Origin of the sequence: Flavobacterium crocinum (assembly GCF_003122385.1) — a bacterium.
Taxonomy (GTDB): Bacteria; Bacteroidota; Bacteroidia; order Flavobacteriales; family Flavobacteriaceae; genus Flavobacterium; species Flavobacterium crocinum.
Window position 1 is genome coordinate 1,778,017 of sequence record NZ_CP029255.1, and the last position, 25,360, is coordinate 1,803,376.

General features: G+C 33.0%; 27 protein-coding genes. 11 read left to right on the top strand and 16 right to left on the bottom strand.

Going from position 1 to position 25,360, the window contains the following annotated elements:
* The first annotated feature begins 139 nt into the window (after positions 1-139).
* From HYN56_RS08135 to HYN56_RS08145, 3 genes are read left to right on the top strand one after another with little or no spacing between them, the layout of a single operon-like run.
* Positions 140-979: an endonuclease/exonuclease/phosphatase family protein gene (locus HYN56_RS08135; protein ID WP_109191716.1), complete on the top strand. Its 840-nt coding sequence runs from the start codon at positions 140-142 to the stop codon at positions 977-979.
* Positions 980-2,404: a glycoside hydrolase family 30 protein gene (locus tag HYN56_RS08140; protein ID WP_109191717.1), complete on the top strand. Its 1,425-nt coding sequence runs from the start codon at positions 980-982 to the stop codon at positions 2,402-2,404.
* Between the two features lie 12 nt (positions 2,405-2,416).
* The gene (locus HYN56_RS08145; RefSeq protein ID WP_109191718.1) at positions 2,417-4,648 is read left to right on the top strand and encodes a glycoside hydrolase family 3 N-terminal domain-containing protein; all 2,232 of its coding nucleotides are present in this window, start codon (positions 2,417-2,419) and stop codon (positions 4,646-4,648) included.
* A 262-nt stretch (positions 4,649-4,910) separates the two neighbouring features.
* On the opposite strand, the gene HYN56_RS08150 is transcribed toward HYN56_RS08145, so the two are convergent.
* Entirely contained in the window at positions 4,911-6,932 is a 2,022-nt protein-coding gene (locus HYN56_RS08150; RefSeq protein ID WP_109191719.1) for a hypothetical protein, read from the bottom strand.
* 159 nt (positions 6,933-7,091) lie between these two features.
* Complete coding sequence (locus HYN56_RS08155) at positions 7,092-7,349, bottom strand: hypothetical protein (protein WP_109191720.1); 258 nt, start codon at positions 7,347-7,349, stop codon at positions 7,092-7,094.
* A gap of 287 nt (positions 7,350-7,636) precedes the next feature.
* On the opposite strand from HYN56_RS08155, the gene HYN56_RS08160 reads away from it, so the two are divergent.
* Positions 7,637-8,392: an NUDIX hydrolase gene (locus tag HYN56_RS08160; RefSeq protein ID WP_109191721.1), complete on the top strand. Its 756-nt coding sequence runs from the start codon at positions 7,637-7,639 to the stop codon at positions 8,390-8,392.
* Positions 8,393-8,421: 29 nt separating this feature from the next.
* Positions 8,422-8,742 (top strand): MmcQ/YjbR family DNA-binding protein, encoded by a 321-nt coding sequence (locus HYN56_RS08165; protein ID WP_109191722.1) that lies wholly within the window; start codon positions 8,422-8,424, stop codon positions 8,740-8,742.
* A gap of 53 nt (positions 8,743-8,795) precedes the next feature.
* Here the strand turns inward: HYN56_RS08165 and HYN56_RS08170 are convergent, their stop codons facing one another.
* The 10 genes from HYN56_RS08170 to HYN56_RS08215 all read right to left on the bottom strand — a co-directional run bounded on the left by HYN56_RS08170 (position 8,796) and on the right by HYN56_RS08215 (position 15,233).
* The gene (locus HYN56_RS08170) at positions 8,796-9,404 is read right to left on the bottom strand and encodes an alpha-ketoglutarate-dependent dioxygenase AlkB family protein (RefSeq protein ID WP_109191723.1); all 609 of its coding nucleotides are present in this window, start codon (positions 9,402-9,404) and stop codon (positions 8,796-8,798) included.
* Complete coding sequence (locus HYN56_RS08175) at positions 9,391-9,636, bottom strand: Ada metal-binding domain-containing protein (protein WP_109191724.1); 246 nt, start codon at positions 9,634-9,636, stop codon at positions 9,391-9,393. Before HYN56_RS08175 ends, HYN56_RS08170 begins: the two co-directional genes overlap by 14 nt.
* Positions 9,637-9,721: 85 nt before the next feature.
* Entirely contained in the window at positions 9,722-10,435 is a 714-nt protein-coding gene (locus HYN56_RS08180) for a 2OG-Fe(II) oxygenase (protein WP_109194752.1), read from the bottom strand.
* Between the two features lie 116 nt (positions 10,436-10,551).
* Positions 10,552-11,394 (bottom strand): bifunctional helix-turn-helix domain-containing protein/methylated-DNA--[protein]-cysteine S-methyltransferase, encoded by an 843-nt coding sequence (locus HYN56_RS08185; RefSeq protein WP_109191725.1) that lies wholly within the window; start codon positions 11,392-11,394, stop codon positions 10,552-10,554.
* 238 nt (positions 11,395-11,632) lie between these two features.
* The gene (locus HYN56_RS08190; protein ID WP_109191726.1) at positions 11,633-12,094 is read right to left on the bottom strand and encodes a GNAT family N-acetyltransferase; all 462 of its coding nucleotides are present in this window, start codon (positions 12,092-12,094) and stop codon (positions 11,633-11,635) included.
* A 23-nt stretch (positions 12,095-12,117) separates the two neighbouring features.
* On the bottom strand, positions 12,118-13,077 hold the full coding sequence (locus HYN56_RS08195) for a Fic family protein (protein ID WP_109191727.1): 960 nt from the start codon (positions 13,075-13,077) through the stop codon (positions 12,118-12,120).
* Between the two features lie 41 nt (positions 13,078-13,118).
* Positions 13,119-13,451, bottom strand: coding sequence for a DMT family transporter (locus HYN56_RS08200; protein WP_109191728.1), 333 nt, complete (start codon positions 13,449-13,451; stop codon positions 13,119-13,121).
* A gap of 45 nt (positions 13,452-13,496) precedes the next feature.
* Entirely contained in the window at positions 13,497-14,576 is a 1,080-nt protein-coding gene (locus HYN56_RS08205; protein ID WP_109191729.1) for a hypothetical protein, read from the bottom strand.
* Between the two features lie 10 nt (positions 14,577-14,586).
* Positions 14,587-14,871 carry a hypothetical protein gene (locus tag HYN56_RS08210; protein ID WP_109191730.1) on the bottom strand — a complete coding sequence of 95 codons (285 nt, stop codon included), beginning with the start codon at positions 14,869-14,871 and terminating at the stop codon, positions 14,587-14,589.
* A gap of 23 nt (positions 14,872-14,894) precedes the next feature.
* Positions 14,895-15,233: a hypothetical protein gene (locus HYN56_RS08215; protein ID WP_109191731.1), complete on the bottom strand. Its 339-nt coding sequence runs from the start codon at positions 15,231-15,233 to the stop codon at positions 14,895-14,897.
* 272 nt (positions 15,234-15,505) lie between these two features.
* On the opposite strand from HYN56_RS08215, the gene HYN56_RS08220 reads away from it, so the two are divergent.
* Positions 15,506-17,344, top strand: coding sequence for a hypothetical protein (locus HYN56_RS08220; protein WP_109191732.1), 1,839 nt, complete (start codon positions 15,506-15,508; stop codon positions 17,342-17,344).
* 113 nt (positions 17,345-17,457) lie between these two features.
* Here the strand turns inward: HYN56_RS08220 and ahcY are convergent, their stop codons facing one another.
* Positions 17,458-18,774, bottom strand: coding sequence for an adenosylhomocysteinase (gene ahcY, locus HYN56_RS08225; protein ID WP_091493592.1), 1,317 nt, complete (start codon positions 18,772-18,774; stop codon positions 17,458-17,460).
* A gap of 343 nt (positions 18,775-19,117) precedes the next feature.
* On the opposite strand from ahcY, the gene HYN56_RS08235 reads away from it, so the two are divergent.
* A complete protein-coding gene (locus tag HYN56_RS08235; protein WP_109191734.1) occupies positions 19,118-19,768 on the top strand; it encodes a 4'-phosphopantetheinyl transferase family protein in 651 nt (216 codons plus the stop codon).
* A 106-nt stretch (positions 19,769-19,874) separates the two neighbouring features.
* Here the strand turns inward: HYN56_RS08235 and HYN56_RS08240 are convergent, their stop codons facing one another.
* From HYN56_RS08240 to HYN56_RS08250, 3 genes are all read right to left on the bottom strand, one after another.
* Complete coding sequence (locus HYN56_RS08240) at positions 19,875-20,273, bottom strand: group III truncated hemoglobin (protein ID WP_109191735.1); 399 nt, start codon at positions 20,271-20,273, stop codon at positions 19,875-19,877.
* The gene (locus tag HYN56_RS08245; protein ID WP_091493584.1) at positions 20,270-20,557 is read right to left on the bottom strand and encodes a hypothetical protein; all 288 of its coding nucleotides are present in this window, start codon (positions 20,555-20,557) and stop codon (positions 20,270-20,272) included. Before HYN56_RS08245 ends, HYN56_RS08240 begins: the two co-directional genes overlap by 4 nt.
* 81 nt (positions 20,558-20,638) lie before the next feature.
* Positions 20,639-21,235, bottom strand: coding sequence for a Crp/Fnr family transcriptional regulator (locus HYN56_RS08250; protein WP_109191736.1), 597 nt, complete (start codon positions 21,233-21,235; stop codon positions 20,639-20,641).
* A gap of 94 nt (positions 21,236-21,329) precedes the next feature.
* On the opposite strand from HYN56_RS08250, the gene HYN56_RS08255 reads away from it, so the two are divergent.
* From HYN56_RS08255 to arfB, 4 genes are read left to right on the top strand one after another with little or no spacing between them, the layout of a single operon-like run.
* On the top strand, positions 21,330-22,058 hold the full coding sequence (locus HYN56_RS08255) for a geranylgeranylglyceryl/heptaprenylglyceryl phosphate synthase (RefSeq protein WP_109191737.1): 729 nt from the start codon (positions 21,330-21,332) through the stop codon (positions 22,056-22,058).
* 30 nt (positions 22,059-22,088) lie between these two features.
* Positions 22,089-22,712, top strand: coding sequence for a nicotinamide riboside transporter PnuC (gene pnuC, locus HYN56_RS08260; protein WP_109191738.1), 624 nt, complete (start codon positions 22,089-22,091; stop codon positions 22,710-22,712).
* The gene (locus HYN56_RS08265; RefSeq protein WP_109191739.1) at positions 22,673-24,787 is read left to right on the top strand and encodes a DUF4301 family protein; all 2,115 of its coding nucleotides are present in this window, start codon (positions 22,673-22,675) and stop codon (positions 24,785-24,787) included. Before pnuC ends, HYN56_RS08265 begins: the two co-directional genes overlap by 40 nt.
* A gap of 1 nt (position 24,788) precedes the next feature.
* Positions 24,789-25,190, top strand: a complete 402-nt coding sequence (gene arfB / locus HYN56_RS08270) for an alternative ribosome rescue aminoacyl-tRNA hydrolase ArfB (RefSeq protein ID WP_109191740.1) — start codon at positions 24,789-24,791, stop codon at positions 25,188-25,190.
* The last annotated feature ends 170 nt before the right edge of the window (positions 25,191-25,360 follow it).

Below are 25,360 nucleotides of genomic sequence, written 5' to 3' on the forward strand. Positions count from 1 at the left end.
CCTTTCAGCGGCTGTAAAACTATGTTTCGATGTGTTTAAAAATAATCACTTCCAACTGATTAATTAACATAACTTTTAAATGGATTTTTTTCTCTAAAGCATCGTAAAGACTAGCTTTACGGGATTAAAATTTTTAAACATGAAAAAGATAAACAAACTTGTTTTAGCATTTCTATTCCTTTTAGCAGGAAATTCATTTTATGGTCAAAACCTGAAAATTATGACCTATAATATTCGTCTGGATGTCGAATCTGACGGAGAAAATGCATGGCCAAAACGAAAGGATTATTTCAATGCGCAAATAGGTTTTTACAGTCCGGATATTTTTGGAGTTCAGGAAGCAACGCCAAATCAGGTCACAGATATTGCATCGGCTCAGGCAAATTATAACAAATTTGGAATAGGAAGAGAAGAAAACGGATTAGGAGAAGCTTGTACGATTTACTATAAAAAAGAGCGTTTTAAGGTTGAACAGTCCAATACTTTTTGGCTGTCTGAAACACCAGATGTAGTTTCCAGAGGCTGGGATGCCGCTTGCAACCGAGTTTGTACTTACGGACTTTTTAAAGATTTAAAAACAAAAAAAACGTTTTGGGTTTTTAATCTTCACTTAGATCATATGGGAGAAGTAGCCCGAGTAAAAGGCGTACAGCTTGTCTTGTCTAAAATTGAGGCATTAAACACCAAAAAATATCCTGTGTTTTTAATGGGAGATTTTAACTCAGAACCAGACACAAAACAGATTGCCGAAATCAAAAAAGTGATGAATGACACCAAAGATGTTTCTAAAGAAAAACCTTTCGGGCCTTCAGGAACTTTCAATGATTTCAAACATAATGAACCCGTAACATTATTATTGGATTACATTTTTGTATCCAAAAATAGCGGACTTACAATTCAGAAACACGCAGTGCTGAGTGATTCTAAAGATTTAAAATATCCTTCGGATCATTTGCCTGTTTTAATAGAAATAGATTAAATGAAAAACATCAACAAAAAACTTCAAATTCTGGTTTTACTGCCTTTAATTGCAATGCAGTTCAACTGCGGATCTTCAAAAAGTGTAACAGCTAATTCAGGAAAAGTAGGATCCTGGATTACGACTACAGACGAAACATCAAAACTTAAAAAACAACCTGATTTAGTTTTTGGTTCAGAAACAAATTCAAATCAGACAATTGAGATAAATTCAGCTGAGAAATTCCAAACCATTGAAGGTTTCGGGTTTTCTTTAACCGGAGGAAGTGCTCAGGCGATTATCAAACTGGACAAATCAAAAAGAGAAGCATTGCTTCAGGAATTGTTTTCCAGAAAAGATGATGCGATTGGTTTAAGTTATTTAAGATTGAGTATTGGAGCATCTGATTTGAATGAAAAAGTTTTTTCGTATGATGATATGCCGGAAGGACAAACCGATTTAAATCTGGAACATTTTAATTTGGGTCCGGATTTAAACGATGTGATTCCGGTTTTAAAAGAGATTTTAGTCATAAATCCGAAAATTAAAATAATGGGTTCTCCGTGGTCACCTCCCGTTTGGATGAAAGATAACGGAAGCTCAAAAGGCGGTAGTTTACAGCCAAAATATTATGAAGTATATGCACAGTATTTTGTGAAATATATTGAGGCAATGAAATCGCACGGAATTACAATTGACGCAATTACGCCACAAAATGAACCATTGCACCCGGGAAATAATCCGAGTTTATTAATGCTGGCAGAACAACAGGCAGATTTTATCGGAAATCATTTAGGTCCCGCTTTCGCGAAAGCAGGAATCAAAACCAAAATCATTGTTTACGATCATAATTGTAACAAACCGGAATATCCTTTAACGATTTTAAAGGATCCAAAAGCAAATCCGTTTGTGGCAGGTTCAGCTTTTCACTTGTATGAAGGAGATATTAGCGCTTTGACTACTGTTCATAATGCTTTTCCGAATAAAGATTTGTATTTTACCGAACAATATACAGGTTCAGGAAGTAATTTTGAAAACGATTTGAAATGGAGTGTGAAAAATGTAGTAATTGGTTCTATGCGCAACTGGAGTAAAAATGCACTTTCTTGGGGATTGGCAAATGATGAATTTTATAAACCTTTTACACCAGGAGGATGTTCAACCTGTAAAGGAGCTTTGATGATTGATCAGAATCAAAACATCAAAAGAGAGGTAGGATATTATATTATCGGACATGCTTCTAAATTTGTTCCGGAAGGTTCCGTTAGAATTGGAAGTAATATCGCAGGGAAACTGCATAATGTTGCTTTCAAAACGCCATCAGGACAAATTGTTCTCATTGTAGAAAATGATGGAGCTTCAACAGAAACTTTTAATATTAAATACAACCAAAAACAAACTTCAACCTCACTAAACGCGGGTGCAGTTGCAACTTACGTTTGGTAAAAATGTAAACTTATGAAAAAAGTAACCACAATCACGTTGTTAATGTTTTCGCTTTTTGCGTCGGCACAACAGCAATCAATAGATCAGAAAGTCAATGATCTGTTGAAGAAAATGACAATTGAAGAAAAAATAGGTCAGTTAAACCAATACACTGGCGACAATCAGGCAACAGGACCAATTACAATTAATCCGAACAAACAAAACGAAATCAAACAAGGTTTGATTGGTTCGATGCTAAATGTTATTGGAACAAAATATACCAGAGGATATCAGGAATTGGCCATGCAGTCAAGATTAAAAATTCCGTTGTTGTTTGGTCAGGATGTTATTCACGGTTACAAGACCACTTTCCCGATTCCGTTAGCAGAAGCGGCAAGCTGGGATTTAGCAGCAATTGAATTAGGCGCAAGAGTTGCCGCTACAGAAGCTTCGGCAAGTGGTATTCACTGGACATTTGCGCCAATGGTTGATATTGGCCGTGATCCTCGCTGGGGACGCGTAATGGAAGGAGCAGGAGAAGATACTTATCTGGGTTCTAAAATTGCTTATGCAAGAGTAAAAGGTTTTCAGGGAAATAAACTGGGAGACTTAAACTCGGTAATGGCCTGTGTAAAACATTTTGCAGCTTATGGTGCGGGAGTTGGTGGAAGAGATTACAATTCTGTAGATATGAGTGAAAGAATGCTTTTGGAAACCTATTTGCCTCCATTTAAAGCCGCTTTAGATGCTGGAGCAGCAACATTTATGAATTCATTTAATGATATCAACGGAATTCCGGCAACCGGAAATGCACATTTACAAAGAGATATCTTAAAAGGAAAATGGAACTTTCAGGGGTTCGTAGTTTCAGACTGGGGATCAATTGGAGAAATGGTAGCGCACGGATACTCTAAAGATCTTAAAGAAGCAGCTTATTCAGCCATTACAGCAGGAAGCGATATGGATATGGAAAGTAATGCATACCGTAAGAATTTAGCGGAATTAGTAAAAGAAGGCAGAGTTTCTATTGATTTGGTTGATGATGCTGTAAGACGTATTCTTCGTAAGAAATTCGAATTGGGATTATTTGATGATCCTTACAAATATTCAGATCCAAAGAGAGAAGAGAAAGCTTTGACAAATCCGGACCACAGAAAAGCAGCTTTGGAAATGGCGGAGAAAAGTATTGTTTTGTTAAAGAATGAAAAACAAACTTTACCGATTTCAAAAAATACCAAAACAATTGCTTTTATTGGACCAATGGTAAAAGAATACAAAGCCAATATGGGATTTTGGGCTGTAGAATTACCGGAAGTTAATTATGATAAATGGGTCGTTTCACAATGGGACGGTTTGCAGAATAAAGTGGGTAAAAACACGAAACTACTGTACGCAAAAGGATGTGACGTAACGGGAGACAATAAAGATGGTTTTGCAGAAGCGGTTGCAACAGCTAAACAAGCAGATGTTGTGATTTTGAGTGTTGGTGAAAGACACGATATGAGCGGTGAAGCAAAAAGCCGAAGCGATCTTCACCTGCCAGGTGTTCAGGAAGAGTTGATAAAAGCAATTCAGGCAACAGGGAAACCGGTTGTAGTTTTAATTAATGCCGGAAGACCACTTGTTTTCAATTGGACAGCAGACAATGTTCCTGCAATTGTGTACACTTGGTGGTTAGGTTCTGAGGCTGGAAATGCCATCGCAAATGTTTTATTTGGAGATTATAATCCGTCTGGAAAATTACCAATGACTTTCCCAAGAGAAGTAGGGCAGGTGCCAATTTATTACAACCACTTTAGTACAGGAAGACCGGCAAAAGATGAAAATTCAACCAATTATGTTTCTGCATATATTGATTTGAAAAACTCTCCTAAATTCCCATTCGGATATGGATTGAGTTATACCACTTTTGATTATTCAGCATTGAAATTATCTTCAACTAAAATAAAAAGCGGCGAAACTATTAAAGTTTCTTTCCAATTAAAAAACAGCGGAAAAGTGGCAGGAGAAGAAGTAGTTCAGTTGTACTTGAAAGATAAATTTGGATCTGTAGTGAGACCGGTTTTAGAATTGAAAGACTTCCAAAAAGTGAAATTAAATGCAGGAGAATCTAAAACAATTGAATTTACAATTGACAAAGAAAAACTTTCATTCTACAATAATAAATTAGAATGGGGAACAGAACCTGGAGATTTTGAAGTAATGATTGGAGCTTCGTCAGCAGATATTAAACTAAGATCAGATTTTGAATTGCTGGCAAATTAATAAAAAAAGTTTTTAGCCACGAATTGCACCAATTTCCACAAATTAATTCGTGAAAATTGGTGCAATTCGTGGCAAATATTAAGCTTTCCAATCTTGCAGAATGTCTAACAAGTAAGTCTATTTCCACATAGACTATGTGTATTTATGCAAGTGAAACGCCTTTTTTAACAACAGTAAAATCTATGTTTCTATGTGTTTTAATAAATACTCATTCCAACAATAAAAAAAATGGAGCCGTTAAAAGCTCCATTTTTTATTAAAATTATTTCAGACGTTTCTTGAAATTGAATTTCAAACGATTCAATAAACCTTGTTCAATAATATCAATTCCAATTCCAAAATTACTATCAGCAATAGTGTGATGGTCGTTTCTAAATTTTTCAAAGTCTGCTGAAGGAATTTCTAAATTGACCAAAGGCTTAAAATCAACAACTATAGAAGCACTATTTTTAGTTACTTTTTTACGGCTTGTAAAATCGAAATACGGATTATTGATTGTACTTTCCTGGATCGTAAATTTTTCTTCAGTATCTATTCTTTGATCAGTCTTAAGATTGATTTCGTATTTTTCATTATCAAAATTATGCCAGAACGGAATGTCTTTATGCATAAAATCCCGTGCATTATTTTTTATCACATTTCGGTCAAAATACATTAAGAATCGGTTCTTTTGATTGTCAATAAAATATGGATTATCAATAGAAGCGCTGTATTGAATGGTGAATTCGTTTAATTTTTTATCATCGTTGACAATTTCAATTACGGCATTATTAAAAATCGTCCTGATATCGGTTCCTTCACGATCTCCGGAGTAATTTAAAGTATAAAACAAGAAATTATTCCAGCTGTCTATAATCTCTCTTTTATTGGTGTTTTTAAAATACTTACGCATGTAGTTGGCACGATTCCCTTTGTAAGTGGTTATAAGTTTGAGATCACCTTTTTGATTTTGAGCCGTAAGGTCTACCTTTTCATTAATTCCATAATAAGAAAATTTATGCGGTTTTCTAACTTCCAGTTGTTTATTTGGTTTTACTTCCAGATAATGCAGGAAGTAGATAAAACCACGATTTTCAATCAACCCAAATTCGTCTCTGGTTGTGGCATCTATAAAATATGTTTCGTCTTTGTAATTAATTTTTACAATTACATGATTAAAAGTCAGCAGAGATGGCAGATAATGAGTGATATAATGATCAGAATTAAAATTGACTAAGACCACAGAAGAGTCAATGTTGATGTAGTCTAAAACAACTTTTAATAAAACAGATTTTGCTTTACAATCTCCTTGCTTATTTTCATAAGTTATGGCTGGTTCCTGCGGTTTGTGTCCGTTCATTTCATCAGCATTGTACACATAATAAATATGATTTTGTACATAATCTATTGCGAATTGTAGCTGCTCATCTTTGTCTGTAATGGCATCCAGTTTTTCAACCAGTTTTGGAGCAAACTCTTTTAGAGAAGACTTATTGTAGATTTCTTCATAAAGAGGAGAAATATAATTAGATAAATCAGTCCAGTTGCGGTCCGTTGCAAAATCGATATACGGAGCAATCTCTCTATTAGCATCAAAAGAGTTAATGTAATTTTCCTTTTCGATTACAAAACGTTCTCCTTTTTTCAGGTAATTAATTTCGGGTTTCAAAACCTCTCCATTATCATCTCTAAAGAATGTTTTCTTATAAGCAATAGTTTCTTTTCGGTCATTAATAAAACTAAATTTATAATTTCCGTAAGCCCAATATGTATTTGGAGTAATGTAAACATATTTCAAAAACTCTTTACGAAGGAAATCGCGATCAGTAAAAATTTTCACTCTTGAATCTTCCGTAATTAAAACATCATAAAGACGTAGATCTTTGATCGTAATATTTACTTTTTTGCTGCTACTCAAAACACCGCCTTCACTTTGATTTTCATTGTCCAAAACTTTAATTTTTGTATCTGAAATTTTATCAATCAGAACCCCTTCTCTTAGCACACTAATTCTGTGAATGATGTAGGTTTCATTTTCTTCTACAACCACATCTCTTGCAGAAGCGCTTTCCAGGTTTCCAGGTTCGTTAAGAGTATAAGCAACGCAGGCATATTCGCTGTTTTCAGTGTCGCTGGTGTAATAAATTTTATCTAAAAAGTAGCAGAAATCGCGTCCTTCCTCGACTTGCTTATTTGAAAAATCGGATTCTTTTATGTAATCGATCAGTTGATTATCATCAATTTGTGAAGCCCAATGCTCCGGTTTTTGAATTTTATAATTTTCTGATTCCAGGATGTTTTCCATATTTATAATTTTACGGGAGTATATTCTTACTTTTAAAACAGCTAAAATAAGTAATAATGCCTGATTTTGCTCAATAAAAATGTGAAATTTATGACAATAAAAAAACCTCACCGGAAAGAAGTGAGGTTAGCATTATAAATTATAGAAATGTGTAAATGGTTATTTTAAAACGGTATTTATGAAATCCATTGCGCCTATTCCTTTATACGAAGCAAACAACGCTTTCTCATAAGTTTCTTGTTTTGCTTTTTTATTTTTAACGTCTTTTTCAACAATCATTTCGTTGAAAATTCTCTCTTGTTCAGCGCTATATTTTAAAGAAGCTTCCAGAAGATAAGTTTTTGAAACAAATCCGAATGATGTCCAGATTTTCGTTCTAATTTTTTGATTAATATTTTTTAATGGATTGGCAATCATAACTTCTGTATTTAAATTTCTACGCTCACTTGAAGAAAAATGGAACAGTTTGTATTATTTTTCTTTGTTTTAATTGAATTTTTAACAATCAGAAATTGTTAATGTGTTATTATGACGCAATGTAATTATTTTTTTTAAATTTGACTTTAAATTTTAGTTAAAATTGTGATTTGTACACTTCTGATTTTTGTTAAAAGTAAAAGCCTATTTTTTAAAAAGACAATAGGATTTATAAAAATGAAGTAAATTGCAGGGTATTTAGAGAAAGAATTTATACAAACATTTGAATGTTAAAAGACATTATAGATAATAACGAAAACTATCAGCCCGGACTTTCTATTGACTGCGTAATTTTTGGTTTTCACGATAATCAGCTCAAAGTTTTATTGATTAAGGTAGAAAGAGCAAATAAATGGTCTTTGCCCGGTGGATTTATTCCTGTGGATCAGGATATTGATACTGCCGCTATTACGGTTTTAAACGGTCGAACCGGCGTAGAAGGTGTTTTTTTAAGACAATTTGCAACCTTTGGAAAAGTAAAACGAAATGAACAGCATTTTGATAAAAAGACATTAGAATATCTGCAGATTGAAGAAGAAAAAGGAAAATGGCTTATGCGCCGTTTTGTAACAATAGGATATTATGCTTTAGTAGATTTTTCAAAAATTCTCCCGAATCCCGCCAATAAACATGAAATCGTGGAATGGATTGATCATAAAGAAGTTCCTGAATTGATTTTAGATCATCGTGAAATTCTGGATAAAGCATTAGATACTTTGAGAGTAGAATTGAATTTAATGCCGATTGGATATAATTTATTGCCGGAAAAATTTACAATTCCGGAACTTCAGAAACTGTACGAAACCATTTTGGATAAAAAACTGGATCGAAGGAATTTTTTAAGAAAAATAACCAATATTGGAATTCTGACTAAACTGGACGAAAAGAAAAGTAACGTAGCACACAAAGCGCCAAACTTGTATTCTTTTGATAAAGAAAAGTATGATGAGGTTTTAAAAAATGGATTAAATCAGGGGTGGTAAATTAAGGTTTAACTTTAAAATTTACAATTATGGTTAGTATTGAGAATTTTAGAAAAACGGCTTTGTCATTTCCAAATGCAACAGAAGAACCCCATTTCGAGAAAACCTCATTTCGTGTCAATAAAAAAATATTTGCCACTTTTGACGAAAAGAATAATCATGCCGTTTTAAAATTAAACGAAATAGATCAGTCTGTTTTCTGTGCTTCTAGCGAAATGATTTTTTATTCAATTCCAAATAAATGGGGAAAGCAAGGCTGGACAATTGTTGAACTTTCAAGAGTAAGACCGGAAATGTTTGAAGATGCTTTGAAGCTTTCTTATGAGAATGTTGCACCTAAGAAAAAATAAACTTAAACAGACCTAACAGGTTTCCTAAACCTGTTAGGTCTTTATGTAAATTTCTATTCCACAATAGTTCTAAAAGTCAAATTTACTCGTGGTTTGTGAGTTGTCTTTGTTGGTGGTAAACGATGAAGCCAGTAAGTCTGTGTTTCATCTTTCATAACTAATAAACTGCCGTGTTCTAAAATTAGAGAAATCTTTACCATAGATTCTTTATGTTTGAAAGCGAACTTGCGCTCAGCACCAAAACTTAAAGAACCAATTGCGCCATTTTTCTTTAAATCTTTTTCGCCATCACTGTGCCATGCCATTCCTTCTTCGCCGGAATGATATAAATTTAGAAGACAAGAATTGAATGTTTCTCCTGTTTTTTCTTCAATAATCGTTTTTAGTTTTAACAATTCAGGTGTCCACGGAAGCGCTTTTTTCGTCGTATTGGAATAGGTGTATTCAAATTCCTTCTCGCCATACCACGCTACTTTTCTTTTAGTTAAGATTAGTTTTCCAAAGATGATGGCTTCGTCGTTTTTCCATTCGATAGTATTCAGTAAAATATCTCGATAGTAATCGGCTTCTTCTCTCGAAAATAATTTTCCGTAATAATTTACAGTTCCATCCTGAGGAAGTAAGTTGGTATTTTCGTCTGGTTGAGGATTAAATAAGTCCATTTTTCCATTTTAGATATTCGGGTTTCATGCAATGTCCGCAAGGTCTGAAACCATTTTGTCTGGCTTCAATCTCTGAATAAAAGAAAACACGGTTTTCCCGTTTCATTCTTTTCCCTGAAGAACATTTTAATGTCCCGTAGATTTTTAGTTTTTGGTTGCCACCGAAACAAATTTCCGCATTTTTAATTTTATTTCGAAGTTCTGAATCTGAAATTTTAGAATGTTGAATCATTTCTTTTTTAGTTGCAGAGGTTCAAAGTAACAAAGAGACAAAGGTTCTCAATCTTTGTGCCTTTGAACCTTTGTCTCTTTGTCACTTAATTTAACGCATTATGAAAAATAATTCCCAGTGTAAAACGTTCGCCTGAATGCACTTCGCTTACGCCGTGTTTCATATTCACGCGATAATATCCTTTTGTTCCTTTTACTGGTCTGAAATTGGTTGTAAAAACTAAAATATCTCCTTTTTTAGGTTTCAAAACAATAGCTTTAGATTGCGCTCTTGGAGTTTGCTGTGTCAAAACAAATTCGCCACCCGTAAAATCTTCATCTGGTTCTGAAAGGAAAAGTACGATTTGAATTGGAAAATAAACATCTCCATACAAATCCTGATGCAAAGTATTGAAACCGCTTTTGCCATATTTTAAAATCAAAACCGTTGCTTTCAGTTGATTATTATCGTGGCATTGTTTTAATAGTTCTTCATGTTTATTCGGAAAAGAAGTATTGATATTTAAAGCTTTCATCCAGGCATTTGCAATTGGAGCCAATTTGGCATAAATCGAAGTTCGAATGTTCTGAATTAAATCCGGCAAAGGATAATTGAAATATTTGTATTCGCCCAAACCAAATCTATAACGTTCCATTACAACCGTTTTTCGATAAAGATTTGGATTATCATAATCGGATTTTAAATCTTCACATTGTTCGTTATTCAATACGTTTGGAATTATTGCGAATCCATTTTCGTGCATAGATTCGGTAATGCTTTCCCAGTTTTGGGAAGCAATTTTTTGTTGTATATTTTGCATAAGAATTTTTAGATTGAGATTTTTTTTGCCATGAATTACTCGAATTAGCACAAATTTTACTTTTGATCGATAAAAATAATTCGTGCTAATTCGAGTAATTCGTGGCTGAAAAAAAATTAAAGATTTACCTGAGCGCCTTCCCAACCAATTATGGCTGTTTTACGTGTATTTCCCCACATATAACCACCGAAAACTCCAGAAGATTGAATTACGCGGTGACACGGAATTAGAAAAGCAACGGGATTACTACCAATCGCTGTTCCCACGGCTCTGGATGCATTTGGTTTTTCAATTTGTTGGGCAATTGTTCCGTAAGTCGAAAGCTGTCCCATTGGAATTTTTAGCAAAGTTTCCCAGACTTTCAGTTGGAAATCGGTTCCTTTTAAATGGAGTTTAATTTCAGCTAATTTACTCCAGTCATTTTGAAAAATAAAAAGGGCGTTTTGCTGTACTAAATCTAATTTTCTAGAGAATTCAGCATTCGGGAATTTATCTTTTAAAGCTGAAAATCCATTCGCTTCATCTTCGGCGAAAGCCATAAAACAAATGCCTTTTTGTGTAGAAGCCACAATAATATTCCCAAACGGACTTTCGGCAAAACTGTAATTTATAGCTAGGTTTTTTCCGCCGTTTTTATATTCAGCTGGCGTCATTCCTTCTATATTGACGAATAAATCGTGAAGTCGGCTGGTTCCTGAAAGTCCGGTTTCGTAGGCTGTTTCAGAGATTGTAGCCTGATTTTCTTTGAGTAATTTTTTAGCGTGTTCCAGACTTGTATATTGCAAAAACTTCTTCGGACTTGTTCCTGCCCAATCGCTAAAAAGTCTCTGAAAGTGAAACGGACTCAAATGCACTTTTTCAGCCACTTCATCAAGATTAGGCTGTTCTTTAAAGTTCGCTTTGATATAATCGATGGCTTCAGCAATGCGATTATAATTAATGGTTTCCTGTGTGTTCATCTTCATTCAATTTTATAAGACAAAGATCGATTGGTTTGTGCTGGAATAAAATCCGAAACTTGCTGAGTTTTTTTCTAACCGCGAAGAACGCTAAGGCTAACGCAAAGTTTTCGTCTTTTTTGTCATTTCGACGAAGGAGACTCGAGCGATAGCGAATAGGCGAAGCAAATCTCCAGAAGTAACTCTACAAAGATTGGCGAAAAATTTTGAAATTAATTTCTATGAAACACTAAACTTATTATAATCCTTTTTCCATTTTATAATTAATCAATTCTACGCCTAAACGTTCATTTTTTTGTTCTGCCTTAACAATAAATCCTCTCTTTTCAAAAAATGGCCTTGCAGTAATGCTGATATCCGAAGTTATGGTTTTTGAATGCTGATTTTTGGCTTCCATTTCTAATTCGATCAAAAGTTTATCTGCAATTCCTTGTCGCTGAAAATCTTTATGAACATAAAAGAAATCAATATAATTTCCGTCTTTTAAAGTTCCGTAACCGGCAATTTTGTTTTCAATTATTGCTAGTAAAACGTATTGTTTTTCAATTACTTCAATCCATCTTTCCTTGTTGTTTACACCATAAATCCAGGCTTCAATCTGTTGTGGATTGTAATCGTTTTTGCAAACCGATTTGATGGTATCTACATACAATTCCTGCATCTCGTTTAAATCTGAAATTGTGGCTTTTTTGAGAATCATTTTAATAGTTTGATGAAAGAAAATTAATATTCAATTAAAGTGTATTTGGCAGTACTTTGCTTTCCAGTAATGTTAAAAAGATTCAATGCTAAACCTTTTTTTAAATCTCTGCTAGCTGTAGCTGCAGAAATATCTTTGAAAATATGCATATAATCTTTTCTTGTAAATTCTTTAATTTTTAGAGAACAAAAATACTCTAAACGATCAATGTCTTTTATTGTTCTGTTTTCATAATTAAGTAGGCTCTCTAGAGATTTATTGATGACATCGAGCATGTATTCAATAAAGTGAGTTGATTTGCCTGCGTTGTCACTCATAGCAAGTGATTTGTAATAACGTTCTTGTGTTTTGCTTATTAATGTTTCAAAAGGTAAAAATTCAAAAACAGGATATTCTTCCATTAATATTATAGTTTGCCACAATCTTCCCATTCTGCCGTTTCCGTCCAGAAAAGGATGTATAAATTCCATTTCGTAATGGAATACACAACTTTTGATTAAAGTCAGCTCATCTTTGTTTTTTAAATATTCAAATAAGTCATTCATTAAAAATGGAACATTCTCATAAGGAGGAGCGATGTGTGCCACTTTTGTACCTTTTACAATTCCAACTCCCTGTCTGCGATATTTTCCAGCATCCGAAACAAGATCTTTCATTAAAGACTGATGAGCATTTAAAAAACTTTTCGATGAGGTGGATTTATATTTTTCTAAATTTTCATAAACTCGAATTGCATTTATGACTTCTAATATATCTTTTTGTGGGCCAATTACTCGTTTGTTTTCTATCAGAGCGGTTATCTGTTCTTCTGTTAAAGTGTTTCCTTCAATTTGTAGAGAAGAATGAATTGTTTTGATTCTATTTTGTTTTCTAAGTTGAGGAGAATGTTTGTACAGATATACAGCATTTATTGCCCCAATCTTTTCGGAGATAGAACTTATCAGTTTTAAAATGACGGGAGTAATGTCATAAGGAGGTTTCATGATAGTATCATTTGATACTATCAAAAATACTGTTTTTTGATTTAATGCGCTGTAGTTTTAGAAAAAACATTAATTACAACAACTCCAATTATAATCAAACACAATCCAATTATAGCAGGTAAATCTGGTATTTCTTTAAAGAAAACAGCACCAATTGCAGTTATTAAAACAATCCCGACTCCGGACCAAATTGCATAAGCAAACCCGACAGGAATAGTTCTTATAGCAAAACTTAAACAGTAAAAAGCACCGCAATAACCAATAATGGTAATGATGCTTGGAAGGAGTTTTGTAAATTCCTGGGACTTTTTTAATGCTGTTGTAGCAATGATTTCGAAGATAATGGCAGTAAGTAAAAATAAAAAATTCTTCATGGTTTACTTTTTTTACAAAGTTAACTTTTATTGAAAAGAGATGATTTATTTAAGATTATCTTTTGCATCAGAAACGCTAATCAATTTGTAGCCGTTTTCAGTTCGTAAAAACTGAATATGATCCTGTTTGAAATCGGTTTTGTTTTTGGTGTTGATGATAATGCTTTTAACGGGATAAAGCCATTCTTTGGATTCTCTGCAATTGTTGAAATAAGCATCATATTCTTCAGTTTCAAAAATAAACTGATTCAGTCCGTCTGTTGAGACAAAATAATCTGTTTTTGGATTTTTGAGTTCCTCCAGTTTTAATTTTAGATAAGTATAATTCTGATCAATAAATTTAATTTTAGGTGCACTTATCCATCCTTCTAATGCTTTATAAAAGGTAATTTTAGCAAAAGAATGTTTTTCTAAGCCAGCTTTTGATAAATCTTTAAGGAGTGTATTTTGAAGCCAATGTTTAAATTCTTTTTCAAAATTTACAAAAGAATAATATTGTCCGTCAACTCCAAGAAAGTTGTCTCTGATTGGATCTTTGCTCGGTTCTTTTGATTTTTCAAGGGAATAAAAATTCAAATCGTCGTTGTAGGCGAAATTTTCAATTAGAACTTTATTATTGGTATCAATTAGAAATTCTTTGCCTCCTGTCCAGAAGAAATGTTCTCCGTCTTGTTTTTTTTCAGCGTCTTTTAAAACGATAATCATTCCGTTTCTGACTTTGGTCAAATTGCTGTAAACAGGTGGAATAATGATTTTTCCATCACCGTTAAACATTCCCATTTTATCGGTTTTATGATCTGTAAATCTTATAAAGCCTTCATTTTCACAATCCGGTCCGTTATCAAAAACGTATAAACTGTCGCGACCAACTATTTTTCCTTTTTTGGTTAAATAGTAGCTTTCCCATTTTTGTCCTTTTTCTTCGCTAACGGCAATAATGTTTTCAAATTTATGAGCGATTATCATTCCCATAAATTTGGGTTCGATTTTAACAATGCCATTTTTATCTTTAAATCCGATATGAGTGGAGTCTTTATCCCAAAAGGAAATCCAGGTATCCTTATTTTGAGCAAATACGGATAAATTAAGGCATAAAAACAGGCAAATAATTAAAGTCTTTTTCATGAGAATTTATTTATCGGAGATGAGCTTCTGATTCTTTGTTTTTTGCTTCTTCAAAACAATCGGAGCATAACATTTTAAAATCGGCTTTGGCTTGAAAAATGTCTGTCCATTCTTCGCCATTATCCAAAAGATATTGTTCACATTCTGCACACCAGGCAATTTGCGGTAAATCTTCTTCGGCTTCGGAATAGAAAAAACCGACTTGCTTTTTAGAGTCTGTTGCCATTGCAAGATGAATACAAGAAAAAGACATTTCTTTTGACCCATGGATGTCACATATAATTTTTTCGATCATAATTTTGTGTTGAAAGAGCAGTGCTACATTACTTCAATTAACTTAAAACGTAATGTATTATTGTTGAATTCGGTGTGTAAAGTTAATTCTGTTTCTTTGTTGTCGGAGGTAAATAATTTTGTCTCGATTCCGAATCCTTTCATTGAATCATATTTAAAGATACTGAAATTAGTTTCAAGGATTTTTAGTTTTGGGAGATCTTCGGTTTCAAAATAGTCGAATAATTCTTCTTTTATTTCTTCAAAGACAGCTGAGCTGATTCCGAAATTGGTTTTTAAGCTTTCGAAATTCATAGAATTGATGTTTTCTATTAATTCGATATTTAATTGAAATATAGTTTGGGAGGTCTTTTTGTCAATCATTTTATAAGTTTATACTTCAAATTTAAAGTTATAAAGTTTAAAGACTATAAAGATCTTGTTAATTTAATTGGTTCTTGGGCTACGTAAGCGTGAGGGATAGGAATAAGCTACCGAAGTAGCATGGATAGCCCGACAGCAACCCGATAAAAGGGCGTGTAAGCGTAAAGTATTTTGCCCTTTTATCGGGTTGGTGGCACGCCCAAATACAAGGTCAGTATTAAATTAAGATTGGTTTTTTAATATAAAAAAATGTACTTTTCAAAAAAAAATATATGAAGAGAATTTTATTGGTTTTAATGGGGATTAGTCTTTCTGTGTTCTCGCAAAAAAAGCAGCCTAGCCAAGAGGAAAAAGATATGATTTATAAAATGACTTATTATGCAGGTCAGGAAATTTTTAAAACTCCAGATCTTCCTTTTAAAAAAATAAGCAGCAAGGAAAATGAAAATCCAAAGAAATCCATTCAGTCTGCTGAGGTTATAAATTCTTCTATAGATACGCTTATATCGAGAGGTGTCTTGAAACTGGAAAAATCGGAACATGGATATGATTTACTTTTTAATTCTAGATTTCCTTCGTATTTTAAAGAGAATGATGACCCTACCATCATATCTTTTCACCCAGTAATAAGCAAGTTGTTTAATTCAAAAAAAGAGTTAATTGAAATTAAGAATGTTGGAGGAACTTCTTATGGAAGTGAATTTTTATTTAAACTCAGCAACGGCAAATCAAGTAATTTGAATTTTACAACGCTTCGCAAGCAAGATCAACTAAATAATGCAGTAGATTTTAAAAATAATAATGAACTTTCTGAAATAAAGGGCAGTGTAGTTTATAATATTAAATTCATTACGGATCAATCTGAAGTAAAACTTTCTAAAAAAAATATCGGCACTACATTTAAATTGAATAGTGTTGATTACAAATTGGTTGATATTATAAATAATGTGGTTTTAATTGAATTAGTAGATCCGAGAAATAAAGGAAAAAATGAAATACGTCTGATAAATTATGATGAGATGGGAAACGTTTTGGTCAGTTATTCCTATAAGGAACTTGAGCAGTTAAAAAAGAAGAATAAAAAAATTAATATAGAAAAAGCTGGTTTTAGTGGTTTAAGAGGATCGATTGACAAACGTATTTTTGATACTTTTAAAAATAATCCGCAATTAACTTTTGAGGAATATGAAAAAACATTTTCTATCGCTGATATAATAGATCAGGAGAGTAGATATATGTTTATTCAAACTATTGCGCCAGTTAAAAATGATTTTGTTCTTTATGCGCCAATTTATGGTGTAGAAAGAACTTTTGAAATGATTCTCAATGAAAAGAAGCCAGAACCCAAAAAAATGGTTGCAGCAGATTATAATGCGCCTCAAGTATCTGCAAATTGGGAAGAGAAATTATATGGAAATATAAAAGAATACACAGAAAACTTTTATTATGCATCAAAAAAGAATGGTAAATATGTAAAAGGCAAAATGCAAAATTATACCACTTTTAAAAAGAATGCGAACGGAGAGTTTGTTGAAGATAAATTCTTTCCTAAAAAGTCTGATTATGATGAAAACAAGTATAATTCTTTAAAGCAAAAGATTGAATCAATATCGTATAATGATGATGAAAAAGTGACTGGAAGGTCGCTGTATCGTTATGGCGCTGAAAATAAATTGCTTGAAGAGAAAATGTATTCTGAAAACGATACTTTAAGAGCTGTAGTGAAATATGAATACAATAAGAATCATGTTTTAAAGACCACTTTTAGTTACGATTATTCTAACGGTAAAGCAGAAATAACTGATGATTCACAAGTGGAGTATGTTTATGATGAGAGAGGAAACCTTATTGAAGAACATTTGAAAAACAAACTAGATTCTGTTTATAAAGATCAAATAGTAATCTATAGAAAATACAACTCAGACAACAGAAGAATAGAAGAATCAAGTTCGGATACACTTTTTGGAGATGGGAAAATTGCGTTAGATACTAAACTGGAATATCTTAAAATAGATGATGAAAAAAACTGGACAGAAATGTTTTTTGAGGGAGGCCTAAGTTCGAAAAAACAGGATGCGAATTTTGTAGAGCGAATTTTTGTATATGAATAACATTTTGAGAATTAATTTTAGAATTGAAATTGAAAAAACAAAACCCGACAGATTTTAAAATCTGTCGGGTTGAATATGTATTAAAAATCTAAGATCTACAATCTTAAATTAATTTAGTATCTGTAGTATTCCGGTTTGAATGGACCTTGAACTTCAACACCAATATAAGCAGCCTGATCTTCTCTTAAAACTTCAAGTTCAACGCCTAATTTTGCTAAGTGTAAAGCAGCAACTTTTTCATCTAAATGTTTTGGTAACATGTAAACTTCATTTTTGTAAGCTGCGCTGTTGTTCCATAATTCGATTTGAGCTAAAGTCTGGTTTGTAAATGAGTTACTCATTACAAAACTTGGGTGACCTGTAGCACAACCAAGGTTTACTAAACGACCTTCAGCTAAGATGATAATATCTTTACCGTTGATGTTGTATTTGTCAACTTGTGGTTTGATTTCGATTTTAGATGCACCATGGTTTTTGTTTAACCAAGCCATATCAATTTCGTTATCGAAGTGACCAATGTTACAAACAACAGTTTTGTCTTTCATTTGTTCGAAGTGCTCTCCAAGAACGATATCTTTGTTTCCTGTAGTGGTAATGATGATATCAGCATTAGCAATTACAGTGTTTAATTTTTTAACTTCATAACCGTCCATTGCAGCTTGTAAAGCACAAATTGGATCGATTTCAGTAACTGTTACGATAGAACCAGCACCTCTGAAAGAAGCTGCAGTTCCTTTTCCAACGTCACCGTATCCACAAACTACCACTCTTTTTCCAGCTAACATTAAGTCAGTTGCACGACGTACAGCATCTACAGCAGATTCTTTACATCCGTATTTGTTGTCAAATTTAGATTTAGTAACAGAGTCGTTAATGTTGATTGCAGGCATTGGTAAAGTTCCAGCTTTTACTCTTTCGTAAAGTCTGTGAACACCAGTTGTAGTTTCTTCAGAAAGACCTTTAATTCCAGGAACTAATTCCGGGTAACGATCGATAACCATGTTAGTTAAATCTCCACCGTCATCTAAAATCATGTTCAATGGTTTTCTGTCTTCACCAAAGAATAAAGTTTGCTCAATACACCAGTCAAATGATTCTTCGTCAAGACCTTTCCAAGCGTAAACTGAAATTCCGGCAGCAGCAATAGCAGCAGCAGCCTGATCCTGAGTCGAGAAAATGTTACAAGAAGACCAAGTAACCTCTGCACCAAGAGCAATTAAAGTCTCGATTAAAACTGCAGTTTGAATAGTCATGTGTAAACATCCGGCAATACGAGCACCTTTTAAAGGTTGTTCGTCTTTGTACTCAGCACGAAGCGCCATTAAACCTGGCATTTCAGCTTCAGCTAGTTCAATTTCTTTTCTTCCCCAAGCAGCGAGAGAAATGTCTTTTACTTTGTAAGCCACATAAGGCGTAGTCGTTGTACTCATTTATAGTTTAAATATTATATTTGTATAATTACTTCGTCCGTTCGCCTTTCAGGGCTCGGGTGTAAAATTTTTGCAAATTTAAGGAATAGCTTTTTATTTTTACTAATTTCTCTAAGATTTGTGAAATCTTTAATTTCTTAATCTCTAGAATGTTAGTTTGTGAATCTTGATTAAACCATATAAGTAATGCAAGTTCATTTAAAAAAGATTCTGAAACTATTACCTTTGTAGTGAATTGCTTATATTTACTAATACATTTTTTGAACCAACAGTTATATTTTCTTATATCATTTATCTGGTTTAAATTAACCACTCACTATTTATAATTTACAATTAAAAAGTAATGCCTTTATTTCAGACCATACAATTTAACGAAACGACTAAAATCTTAATTTGGGAAATTACAGAATCTTTTGATGAACTGTATAGTCAGGTTACATTAAAAGAAAAGACACAGCGCAGACTGGACGGAATGAAATCGCAGATGCATCAGCGTGCTTTTTTGAGTGTAAGAATGCTGATTCAGGAAATGGGTTTTACTGATAAGGATTTACATTATGATGAGTTTGGGAAACCTTATTTTGATTGTCATAATCATATATCAATTACGCATTCTTATCATTTTGCAGCTATTATTATAAGCCACAAAAAGGTTGGAATTGATATGGAATTACAGCGCGAAAAGATTCAGAAAATTGCGGATAAATTTACGGATTATGAATGTGATTATTTAGAACCGAAATTTACAGAAGAATACATAAAAAAACTTACCGTTATCTGGGGTGCCAAAGAGGCAATCTTTAAAATCAGAAATGAAAAAGGGATTAGTTTTAAAGATCATATAAGGGTCACAGATTTTTCTTTAGATAAAACCCAAACGCAGGCAAGTCTTCATTTTGATGATTTGATTAAAGATTTTGATGTGCATTATCAGGAAATCAAATCGGATAATTTTGAGGGAACTTTTACTTTAGTTTATGCTTTTGAGAAATAAAATTCCAAATTCTCAATTCCAAATTCCAAATTTGAAAATTTACCATTCTGAGGAAAGAGGAATCTTTGCAAAGTAAATCGTAAGCCTTTAAAAAAATAAAAGAATTTTAAACTTCACTTTCTTTTTGTCTGTGCTGAAACATGCTCATATACAAAAAAGTGCTCATTTTTCTGGCACGACGTTTTAAGGTTTCTACATTTTCGCCTTCAAAATGTTCGTCTAAAGTCTGCGCCCAATGATTGAGCCAGATTCCGAATTCGTTTGCTGTTATTTTTTCGTCAAAATGTGCGTCGACTTCATTGTGAACCGCATGAGGATTTCCTTTGTATTTGCGAACGGCAAATAAATTGGTTTCCCAAAAATCGGTTAGTTTTTCCAGATGCAAATCCCAATCGGTAATCATTTCATTAAAATAAAAGCCGATTTCCTTATCGGCTCTTATTTTAGAATAGAACTGATTTACTAAGAATGAAATATCTTCTCTGTTTTCTATTTGCTTTTTCAAAATACAAAACAATTTAAAAGTATAAACAAAATACTTATGAATGTGCTTAGTGCAATAAGGTTGAAGACTACTTTGTGTTTCATTTGCGCTAAAATTGAAGTGTTTGCGAAAACACAAGCTAAAACAATAATGCCTAATTGAATCATTTGAGGAATTGAAGTTCCGTTAGCCAAAACATACATTGCTGCAGCGCCTCCTAAACAGCTTTGTCCAATTACTGCCATTGCAGCAGAACCCATATAATTTCTATTGAAAATGTCGAATGTGGTTTGATATAGTGTCATGATATTCAGATTTTTATAGGACAAAGATACGGTCACAATACAACTGCATTTTATGATTAAAATCATAAAACGAGAACTTTTTTATCTGTATACTTTTCGATTAATTATCTTTAATTCACCCTTTTTTTCCAAAGCTTTAATGGCTCTGATAACTGTTTCTACCCGTAAACCGGTCAAATCTCCAATCTGCTGTCGGGTAAAATTGATTAAATAACCATCGGCTTCTTTTTGGAAATTGAAATAAGCAATTCCGTGATCTATTAATTTTAAAACACGGTGTTCCGGTTCGTGTGTAGAAATTTCGGCCGCCATAACCGATTTGTAATACAATCTTTGTGCAAGATTTTCGATTATTTTGATGCTGATTATCGGATTTTCTTCCAGCAATTTTATAAAACTTGATTTTGGAACTAAAAGAATCTGACTGTCTTCAACGGCAATTGAATTGGCAGGATATTTTTGGTTTAAGAACAAAGGCGGTTCTCCAAAAGATTGTTCTTTGTAAAAGATTCCCTGTATGAATTCTCGTCCGTCATCATTGTAATTGCACATTTTAATTTCGCCTGAAATAATCTGGTAATAGTGTGTTGGCAGGGTTCCTTCTTCAAAAACAATATCATTTTTCTGGAAAGATTTTTTTACTACACCGTATTTCTCCAATAATTCAACTGCGATCATAAAGTTTTTCTTTTATTGTTAACAGAGAGTTTACAAATATAATTCATTCATAATAGTTCTTCTGCACTAAAAAACTTTTACTTTTACACCCACGATGCAGGAAGAAATAACAACAATTCGCCAACAAATTTTAGAAGCAAAAAATAACGGGCAAAAGCTACTCGCAGTACTTTTGGACCCCGATAAAATTGTGCTTGAAAGTTTGGAGCATTTAATTGAAAAAATCAATCAGTCACCTGCTACCCATATTTTTGTTGGCGGAAGTATTGTTCAAACCAATATTTTAGAAGAATTGATTTCTGTATTAAGGCAAAAAACAAATTTACCGGTGATTTTGTTTCCCGGTGATCCTTCGCAGATTTCGCCACAGGCCGATGCTATTTTGTTTCTATCATTATTATCGGGACGAAATCCGGATTATTTAATAGAATATCAGGTTCAGGCTGCTCCAATATTAAAAAAGACGAATCTTGAAGTTATTTCGACAGGATATATTTTGATTGAAAGCGGAAATGAAACTGCTGTTGCGCGTGTAAGTAAAACAAAACCTTTAAGTCGCGATAATCTAGATTTGGTTCTCGCTACTGCGCAGGCAGGAGAAATGTTAGGAAATCAGTTGATTTATCTGGAAGCCGGAAGTGGTGCGAAACAGCCAGTTCCATTAGAAATGATTGAACTCATTTCGCAAAATATTGCAATTCCTGTTATTGTTGGTGGTGGAATTATAGATTTACAGGGAATTCAAAAAGCATATAATGCCGGTGCAGATTTGGTTGTGATTGGTACAGCTTTTGAAAATAACAGTCATTTTTTTGATTTATAAATAAAACTAAACGCCTTTAAATACCACAAGATGATCGATTTTTTTCTGGATAGTTATAAAAATGCTACTTTATGGCATATTGCTTTGGAGTTTTTAGTATTTGTTTTTGGAATTTTAAGCGTTTGGTTTGCTAAAAAAGAAAATATCTGGGTTTACCCAACAGGTTTAATAGCTACGGTCATCTCGGTTTATCTGCTTTACATAGCAGGGTACATTGGAGATATGATTATCAATGCTTATTTTTCGATTATGAGTATCTACGGATGGTATGTTTGGGCAAAAGGAGGAACCGTTGAAGACAACCTTCCAATTACTCGTACAACTTTTAATGAAAAAATAATTGGAATCTTACTGTTTATTGTAACCGTTTTTGTAGTTTTCGGGATTTATAAATATTTTGACTACGAAATCCATCCGGACAATTATGTTGATATGATTTCGTCGGGAATATTTTTCGCAGGAATGTGGTATATGGCCAGAAAGAAAATAGAAAACTGGACACTTTGGATTATTGGTGATATTATTGTTGTACCGCTCTATGCCTATCGTGGTTTAGGGATGCTGTCACTTCAGTATATAATTTTTACAATTTTGGCTATTTCAGCTTATTTAGAATGGAGAAAGATCTTAGACAGCAAAAAACAGCTATCATAAAAATTGCTTTGTTTGGACCTGAAAGTACGGGGAAAACCACACTGGCAAAACAACTTGCAGATTACTATAAAACCGAATGGGTTCCTGAGTTTGCACGTGATTATTTACAAGAAAAATGGGAAGAAAATAAGCATATCTGTGTAGCAGATGATATGATGCCTATTGCTTACGGGCAAACTGCATTAGAAAACAAAAAATTGGAAACAGCAAATAAATACTTGTTTTGTGACACCAATTTGATGGTAACCAAAGTTTTTTCTGAGATGTATTATGGTTTTTGCGATCCGCTTTTAGATGAAGCGGCAAAAAAGCATGAGTATGATTTATTTTTTCTAACAGATATTGATGTTCCTTGGGAAAAAGATGATATTAGGGATTCTCCGGAAGGAAGAGAAACTGTCTTCTCTGTTTTTAAACAAACTTTGATTGATACCCAAAAGCCCTATATAACGCTTTCAGGAGATAAGGAATGTCGATTGAAGAAAGCGGTTTCGATTATAAATGATTTAGCTCTGGCAAAAGAAAATGATTTTTCATCAGATGATTTTGTTCAGATATATAATAGAGGAATTTCTTTTGATACTATTTTAAAACAATTAAAGAATTTTGAAAAAGGAATTGCAAAAAGCAGTCTGATAAGACCGGCAACCATTAATGACGGAATTTTGAGTCTGTCTCAAAATGAGTTTCAGGAAAAGGCATTATTTTTTGATACTCAAAAAGAGCAGTTTAAGATTAAGAAGTTTGTTCCTGCGTCTGGAGCAGCTACGAGAATGTATAAGTTTTTGACTGCATTTTTAAATGATTTTGACATCTCAAAAGAAACAATAAACGCTTATATCAATAGAAAAAATGATAAAGAACTTGCCATTTTTATTGTAGGAATGGAGAAGTTTCCTTTTTTTGAAACAGTAGATAAAAAACTAAGAGAAATTTATCCTGATTTTGAAAATTTAGAAAGAGATTATAAAAACTACTATTTTATAAAACTGTTGCTTTCTCCGGATCATTTTAATTCGGCAAACAAACCAAAAGCAGTTTTGCCTTTTCATTTATATAAAACACATATTGCCAATCCGATTGAGGAACATTTAAATGAATGTGTGCATTATGCATCTTCAAAAAATGTATCTCATCTGCATTTTACGGTTTCCGAAATACATCAGGATTTGTTTGAAAAAGCGGTTCTTGAGGTTAAAGATAAGATTGAGAAGCCTTCAGGAATCGATATTAATATTGGATATTCATACCAAAATAAAAGCACAGATTCGATTACTATTGATGCGAACAATAAATTGGTAAAAGACCAAAGTGGAAATTTAATTTTCAGACCCGGCGGACATGGCGCTTTAATCGAAAATTTAAATGAACTCGATGCTGATATTATTTTCATTAAAAATATCGATAACGTAATCCAGAATCATATCGAGGAAATTACATTGTATAAAAAAGCATTGGCAGGAATATTAATCGAGATGCAGCAAAAGGTTTTTTCATGTCTGCATACTATTGATCGTAATGAAATTAATGACAATTATTTAGAAGATATTCTTCTTTTTCTAAAGGAAAAGCTAAGTATTGAAATGAATGATGATTTCAATAAGTTTACTTTTGAAAACAAAATCACTAAAATAAAAGAATTGTTGGATAAGCCAATTCGTGTTTGCGGAATGGTTAAAAATGAAGGAGAACCAGGAGGAGGGCCTTTTTGGGTAATCAATGATAAGGGAGTTTCTTCTCAGCAAATTGTTGAAACTTCTCAGGTCGATTTGACTAATAAAAAACAGCTTGCCGTTTTGGAAGCAGCAACACATTTTAATCCGGTTGATTTAGTTTGTGCAACTAAAAATTATAAAAACGAGAAATTTAATTTGTTACGTTTTGTAGATCAAAATGCGGGATTTATAGTAGAGAAAAGTGTTGATGGTAAAACCGTAAGAAGTTACGAATTACCAGGCTTATGGAACGGATCTATGGCAAATTGGTTGACTGTTTTCGTTGCGGTTCCTTTGATCACTTTTAATCCGGTAAAAACAGTAAATGATTTACTGAAAGCGGCACATCAGCCACAATAATATGGATGCAGAAAAAATCATATCAGAATTAAGTTTTAAAGCTGTTCGAAGCAGCGGGTCTGGCGGGCAAAACGTAAACAAAGTTTCGTCTAAAGTCGTTTTGAGCTTTGATATTAGTGCTTCGCAAGCTTTAGCTGAAGAAGAGAAATTACTTTTGCAAACCAATATTGGTGCTCGTCTAACAACTGAAAACATCCTGATTTTAAACTGCGATGAAGACCGAAGCCAGCTTAAAAATAAAGAAATTGTTACCAAAAGATTTTTAGAACTAATCAAAAAAGGATTGTATGTTCCAAAAATTAGAAAAGCTACAAAAGTTCCAAAATCAGTAATTAAGAAAAGAATAAAGGATAAAAAAAATATCTCTGATCTAAAACAATCGCGTAGAAAACCAGATTTTTAGTATTAAGACCATAGAATTAAGTATTAAGAAAACTCAAAGACTAAAAATCTTAATACTTAATACATTTATCTTAATACTTTTTTATATTTGCACTGTCTCAAAGGGGTGCTCTAAATAACGAGCTGAGATCATACCCAAAGAACCTGAGCGAGTAATGTTGCTAAGGGAAA